The sequence below is a fragment of the Mesorhizobium sp. WSM4813 genome, from assembly GCF_055811555.1.
In genome coordinates this window covers 48,178-54,909 of the sequence record NZ_JBVVQU010000047.1, presented here as the reverse complement: position 1 = coordinate 54,909, position 6,732 = coordinate 48,178, and the positions used below count along the sequence as shown (strand labels likewise).

Here is a 6,732-nt window from a genome sequence, read left to right as displayed (position 1 = left end):
CCCCCCCCCCCCCCCCCCCCCCCCCCCCCCCCCCCCCCCCCCCCCCCCCCCCCCCCCCCCCCCCCCCCCCCCCCACCACTTTTTGTTTTCCCAAAACCGGTTCCCGCTTGTGGGTCCGATGCTCTCGAGCAGCAGGAGACGATCATGTCGCGCATTGGAATCCATTCTTTCGTCTGGTCGGCGAGCTCGGCGCAAGGCGACCTCGAGCGGACGCTGGCCAACACCAAAGAGGCCGGCTTCGACCTGATCGAATTCTCCTATCTCGACCCTGCCAATGTCGACATTGGCGGACTGGCCAAGCGCATCGCCGAGCTCGATCTCGGCGTGGCGATCAGCATCGGGCTGCCGGCCGACGGCGACATTTCAAGCGCCGACAGGGCGGTGGCCGCGCATGGCGTCGAAATCCTGAAACGCACGATCGCGCTCACCCGCGATCTCGGCGGCCAGAAGGTCGCCGGCATCCTCAGTACCAGCCATGGATTGCAGACTGAGGCGCCGACGCGCGATCAGTGGAACCGCAGCGCCGGAACGCTAGCCAAGGTCGCGGAGACCGCCAAGGCCGCCGGCGTCACGCTCAACCTCGAGATCGTCAACCGCTTCGAGAGCAATCTGCTCAACACCGCGGCGCAAGGGCTGGCCTTCATCGAGGACACCGGCTCCGACAACATCTTCCTGCATCTCGACACCTTCCATATGAACATCGAGGAGGCCGACGTCGGGCTGGCCATCCGCCATGCGGCTGACAAGATCGGCTATGTCCATATCGGCGAGAGCCATCGCGGCTTCCTCGGCACCGGCAACATCGACTTCGCCGCGATCTTCGATGCGCTGACCGCAATCGGCTATAGCGACGACCTCAGCTTCGAATCCTTCTCGTCGGAGATCGTCGACGAGAACCTGTCGAAGAAAACCGCCATCTGGCGCAATCTGTGGACCGGGAATATGGAGCTGGCCCGGCATGCGCGCCGCTTCATCGCCATCGGGCTGGAGACAGCACGGCGCAAGGCCGAGCTTGTTTCATCAAGCCATCGGCCATAGGGCCACTCGATGTTGATCGCCCGGGCCTTCCTGTTTGCGATCCTCAGGCCAGCTCAAAACGTTCCACAGCGCGCATGATGCCGCGCAGTTCGGCGAGGCCTTTCAGGCGGCCGATCAACGAGTAGCCGGGGTTGATCCTGGTCTTGCCGATGTCGTCGGCGAGCAGATGGCCATGATCGGGACGCATCGGAATCCGCCAGTCGGCGCGGCCTTCCCTGCTGCGGCGCGTCTCTTCCTGCATCAAAGCGAGGATGACATGCGCCATGTCGGTGCCGCCCTCCAGATGCTCGGCTTCATAGAAGGAGCCGTCATCCTCGATGGTTACACTGCGCAGATGGACGAAATGGATCCGGTCGGCGAATTCCTTGACCATGCCGACAATGTCGTTGTCGGCGCGCGTACCATAGGAGCCGGTGCAGAATGTCAGGCCGTTCGCCGGGCTGTCGACGGCGTTGAGGATGAAACGCGCGTCCTCGGCGGTCGAAACGATCCGTGGCAGGCCATAGAGCGAGAATGGCGGGTCGTCGGGATGGATGCACATGCGCACTCCCTCCTGCTCTGCCACCGGGATGATCTCGCGCAAAAACCAGGCAAGATTATCGCGCAACTCCTTCGGCCCGATCGAGTCATATTCCGCCAATGCCTCGCGAAAACTATCACGGTCGTAGCTGCGCTCGGTCGCCGGCAGGCCGGCAATGAGATTGCGCTCGATCCTGTCGATCTGCTCTTCGCTCAACTCCTTCAGTCGCGATTCCGCTTCGGCGATGCGTGCCGCGCTGTAGCTGGCTTCGGCATTCCTGCGCTTCAGGACGAACAGGTCGTATGCGGCGAAATCGATCGCATCGAAACGCAGGGCGTAGCCTGTCGTTGGAAGCCGATAGGCAAGGTCGGTGCGGGTCCAGTCGACCACCGGCATGAAATTGTAGCAGATCGTGGCAATGCCAGCCTTGGCGAGCGCACGGATCGTGTCCTTGTACCAGCCGACATAGCGAAGCCGTTCCGCCGAGCCGATCTTGATCGAATTGTGGACGGGAATGCTCTCCACGACAGACCAGGTCAGCCCTTCGGCCTCGATGATTCGCTTGCGCTCCAAAATGTCCGTCAGAGGCCAGGCGCGGCCGTCATAGATATTATGCAGGGCGGATACGACGCCCGTGGCTCCGGCCTGCTTGACATGATCGAGCGTCACCGGGTCATCTGGACCATACCAGCGCCAGCATTGTTCCATTGAGGCTTTTCCTTTGCGATAAAACAGAACCGTATTGTTCGGCCACAATGGAAGTCAAATTAAAGGAGTTTCAGCAATGAAGGATTTCGACGGCAAGATCGCTCTGGTGACGGGGACGACCGGGATCGGCCTGGCAACCGCCAGACGTCTTAGCGCGGGCGGCGCGGCGATCATCGCCTGCGGCATCGACCGCGCAGCCAACGCTGCGATGACAGCGGAACTGGACAGCTCCGGCGCCGAGGCGCTGGTCATGGCCGTCGACGTCTCAGTGCCGGATCAGGTTCGCGACGCGGTCGCGGCCGGTGTCGAGCGGTTCGGCGGCCTCGATGTCATCGTCAATTCCGCGGCGGTCCATCCATACGGAACCGCTGTTAGCACCGATTTCGACACTTGGAACCAGGCGATATCAGTCAATGTCGGCTCGATCTACCTGACGGCACATTTCGGTATTCCCGAGATGATGAAGAGAGGCGGCGGCGCCATCGTCAACGTGGCTTCGGTGCAGGGCTTCGCCTGCCAGCAGAACGTCGCCGCCTATGCTACCACCAAGGGCGCCATCCACACGCTGACGCGCTCGCTAGCGCTCGACTACGCGCGCTCCGGCATTCGCGTCAATTCCGTCAGCCCAGGCTCGATCCGCACCCCGATCCTGGAGAAGGCGGCGCGCGGCGAAAACGGCACCGATGCCGATGTCGAGGCCGCCTACAGGCGCTTCGGCGAAGCGCACCCCATCGGGCGCATCGGCGAGCCGGAGGAAGTGGCGGAACTCATCGCCTTTCTGTGTTCGTCGAAAGCCGGGTTCTGCACAGGTGCGGACTACAGGATCGATGGCGGCCTGACGGCCGGCATCGGCGTGAAGTAGAACAGTAAGATCGGTCTCGGCCTCACCGGGACGTTGACGCTGGCCAATTTTCGGCCAGGCCGCCAGGCGAAGCGCCGACGGCGAACCAATGGCGCTTAACATGCGCGAGTTTGCATACTGCACTTGCAGCCGGTTCAAGCGTCTGATTCCCTTGGTTACGCTGGGCTGTCCTGATTCGCTCACTGTCCAAAGTCTTTGCAGTGCGCCAGGAGTAAGCCTTCCACCGACCGCTGCGCTGGCGCATTCAAGGGGAGAGACGGCAAATGAACACTGCAACGAGGCCGGCAATCTCGGAGATGCGGCCCAAAATATCCGTCATCGGGGTTGGCGGCGGTGGTGGCAACGCCATCAACAACATGATCGCCGAAGGCTTGCAGGGCACCGAATTTATCGTCGCCAACACCGATGCCCAGGCGCTCACCATGTCGAAGGCAACGCGGCTGATCCAATTGGGAGCGCACGTCACGGAAGGCCTTGGTGCAGGATCCCTGCCCGAGGTCGGCCATGCCGCGGCCGTGGAATCGATCGACGAAATCATGGACCATCTTGCAGGGACGCATATGTGTTTCGTGACCGCGGGCATGGGAGGCGGAACTGGAACTGGTGCAGCACCGGTCATAGCGCAGGCCGCGCGCAACGCGGGAATACTGACCGTCGCCGTCGTCACCAAGCCGTTCGTCTTTGAAGGCAACCGCCGAATGCATGCGGCCAATGAAGGCATCGAGCGGCTTCGCGAAAGCGCCGATACCGTCATCGTCATCCCGAACCAGAACCTCTTCAGGATTGCCGATGCCAAGACGACCTTCGCGGACGCGTTCGCCATGGCGGATCGCGTTCTCTACGCGGGCGTCGGCTGCATCACCGATCTCATCGTCAAGGAAGGGCTGATCAATCTCGACTTCGCCGATGTGAAGTCGGTGATGCGCGACATGGGTCGCGCGATGATGGGAACCGGCGAAGCCACCGGGGAGGACCGCGCCAGGAAGGCGGCCGAAGCGGCGATCGCAAACCCGCTTCTCGACGAAGCGTCGATGATGGGCGCCAAGGGCGTCCTTGTCTCGATATCGGGCGGCACTGATATGACGCTGTTCGAGGTCGACGAAGCTGCCACCCGCATCCGCGAGGAGGTCGACGCCGATGCCGATATCATCGTCGGCGCCATTTTCGACAAGGCGCTCGCGGGAAAATTCAGGGTGTCGGTCGTTGCGACGGGATTGCGGCGGGGGCTTGAGATACCGCTGACGGCGGGGTTGGAAAACCGTATCAACTGAACCTCCCATGGGCGCCGGCGGTAGGATTCGACTTGAAGATCCGCCGCTCTGGTCTGGAGACCGCCGCCAGACGATGGTCGGCGGACGGCTTGCCGACCGCAATTGTTTGCGGGGAGCCTGCGGGTTAAGTTATCGATTTTCATCTGCGCGGCGCTTGCCGCGGATTGGAAGGTCAGCCCAGCGCTCACGGCGCCGGCCGCGTGAACAGGGTGCGGAACAGCTCCTCGGCACGTCGCAGACCTTCATCTGTCAGAATCACCGACTTCGCCTTGTTTGCTGGATTGGCGATCAGCCCCTTCTGATGCAAGCGATCCAGGGCATCCCAATCCAACCCCTTCCAGGCGCGCCTCTCTTCATGCAGCGTTAGCCAAAGCAGGCCCAGAACGGCATCGTCGATCTTGTCGGTGTCCATCTCCATGTCAGGCAGTCTAACACGGTTGAAACTGGCTGCCGGGAGAGGGTTTGACATTTCTGTCCGCTGCGTCGGCTTTGCCTCCTTGCAGGCTCCTGATGGGGATCAAAACCGGTCGCCAGGCCGCAAACGCAAAACGGCCCGCACTGAGGCGGGCCGTTTTTGATTTGGTTGCGGGGACCCGCAGCCACCGCTGTCATACCTTCTCGAAATCGCGGAATACCTTGAGACCCCGCGAGTTCTAGAACGCCCATCAACTCGCCGCGTAGCGCAGCATGAACTTCACCTCTTTGTGTACCTGGGGTTAGGACGACGTCGCCTATCAAGGAACGAAGGGCCTCCGCCGCTTCCCTCCCGCCGTCCGGATCGTTTAAAGCCGCCGCAAGGTTTGTGACTCTTGCTCGGTAGATGTTGGCAATGTTTGGGTGCACATCCGGCAGGTCGCGAGGAGCATTATCAAGCCGTCGGATTATCTCGCCTTTTTCCCGCTCCAGCTCCTCCATTCGGGCCTTCATGGCTGGCTGATACATTCCGTCTTCGATGGCCGAAATGATGCCCGCAATTGAACGCTCGATCTTCTCGAGCGAACGGCGGTCGGCATTGTTTTGTGCCCTTCGCTCATTATTGAGGCGAGCTATTTCTTCATGATACGCCCGAACCGTGTCTGCTATCGAGTCAGCCGACACCAACCTGTCCTTAAGGCCGGCTAGGACGCGTTCCTCGATCCGCACGCGAGAGACGGTGCGATTGTTTTCACAACTCCCACGACGTGAATGATTGAGGCACCCAAAGCGGCCTCTCTGGATGAGGCCATATCTTCCGCCACAGCTACCGCAGACGAGTAGCCCGGAAAGGAGCGAAACCGGACGATTGGTGGCATGCAGCTTCTTCGACCTCGCTTCCCTGACGCCGATAGCGGTCGCCTCGAAAATTTGCCTGATCTCGTGCTGGCGTTTTTTCGCTGCCTGCCAAAGCTCGTCGCTCACGATTCGGAGATGCGGTACTTCTGTCCTGATCCACTGGTTTTGGGGATTCATTCGCGAGACGCGTTTGCCATTGCTCGGGTTCTTGACGAAACGCTGCCGATTCCAGACCAGCACACCAACATAGAGCTCATTGTTGAGGACGCCGGTGCCGCGTGAGAGGTGCCCGCGGATGCTCGTATCTCCCCAAGCACGACCAAGCGGTCCCTCAACCCCTAACCTGTTCAGGTCGACTGCTATCGCCTTGGGACTTTTGCCCGAAGCAAATTCGCGGAAAATGCGACGGACGATCTCGGCTTGCCCCTCCTCGATCTCGCGGTCGCCTCGAATGCACTCGCCCCCGGCATCGAACGTCTTCAAGACGCGGTAGCCATAGCAAAGGCCACCCCCGGCCTTTCCCTTTTCCACTCGTCCCCTGAGGCCCCGCCTCGTCTTATCCGCAAGATCCTTCAGGGCAAGCGCGTTCATTGTGCCCTTTAGACCGACATGAAGCTCGCTGATCTCACCTTCGGCTAACGTGATGATGGGAATGCCAACAAAACGCAAATGCTTGAACAACGTGGCAACATCAGCCTGATCACGCGATATGCGATCGAGCGCCTCGGCCATAACGACATCAAATTTCCCGCTCTGTGCATCATGCACCAGGGACTGCATCCCTGGCCGCAGGATCACACTTGCGCCCGATATGGCTGCATCATGATAGCTGCCAACGACCTCCCATTTGTCACGGTGGGCTTGTTCGCAACAAATCCGGAACTGATCTTCAATCGAACCTTCATTCTGATTGTCCGACGAGTAGCGGGCATAGAGAGCGACACGTCTCATAAAAGGGAAACTCCTGTCGCTCCATTCGGCATCTTGCTATGTCTCCGGTGATCCAGTCGCGTTGTCGTTGGCCGCGCGGGGCGTCTTGAAATGTTTGGGGCCAATCTGTT

The 6,732-nt window shown here is 60.9% G+C and carries 6 protein-coding genes; 3 read left to right on the top strand and 3 right to left on the bottom strand.

Going from position 1 to position 6,732, the window contains the following annotated elements; translation table 11 throughout:
• Positions 1-144: 144 nt before the first annotated feature.
• A complete protein-coding gene (locus AC0L25_RS24040; RefSeq protein ID WP_473597799.1) occupies positions 145-1,038 on the top strand; it encodes a sugar phosphate isomerase/epimerase family protein in 894 nt (297 codons plus the stop codon).
• A gap of 43 nt (positions 1,039-1,081) precedes the next feature.
• Here AC0L25_RS24040 and uxuA read toward each other — a convergent pair whose 3' ends face one another.
• On the bottom strand, positions 1,082-2,266 hold the full coding sequence (gene uxuA / locus AC0L25_RS24035; protein ID WP_473597798.1) for a mannonate dehydratase: 1,185 nt from the start codon (positions 2,264-2,266) through the stop codon (positions 1,082-1,084).
• Between the two features lie 76 nt (positions 2,267-2,342).
• Between uxuA and AC0L25_RS24030 the strand changes: the two genes are divergently transcribed.
• Complete coding sequence (locus AC0L25_RS24030; protein ID WP_473597797.1) at positions 2,343-3,128, top strand: SDR family NAD(P)-dependent oxidoreductase; 786 nt, start codon at positions 2,343-2,345, stop codon at positions 3,126-3,128.
• Between the two features lie 263 nt (positions 3,129-3,391).
• The gene (ftsZ, locus tag AC0L25_RS24025; protein ID WP_352956391.1) at positions 3,392-4,399 is read left to right on the top strand and encodes a cell division protein FtsZ; all 1,008 of its coding nucleotides are present in this window, start codon (positions 3,392-3,394) and stop codon (positions 4,397-4,399) included.
• A gap of 184 nt (positions 4,400-4,583) precedes the next feature.
• Here ftsZ and AC0L25_RS24020 read toward each other — a convergent pair whose 3' ends face one another.
• Both AC0L25_RS24020 and AC0L25_RS24015 read right to left on the bottom strand, forming a co-directional pair.
• A complete protein-coding gene (locus tag AC0L25_RS24020; RefSeq protein ID WP_473597796.1) occupies positions 4,584-4,817 on the bottom strand; it encodes a DUF6429 family protein in 234 nt (77 codons plus the stop codon).
• Positions 4,763-6,622, bottom strand: a complete 1,860-nt coding sequence (locus tag AC0L25_RS24015; protein ID WP_473597795.1) for a recombinase family protein — start codon at positions 6,620-6,622, stop codon at positions 4,763-4,765. Before AC0L25_RS24015 ends, AC0L25_RS24020 begins: the two co-directional genes overlap by 55 nt.
• Positions 6,623-6,732: the final 110 nt, after the last annotated feature.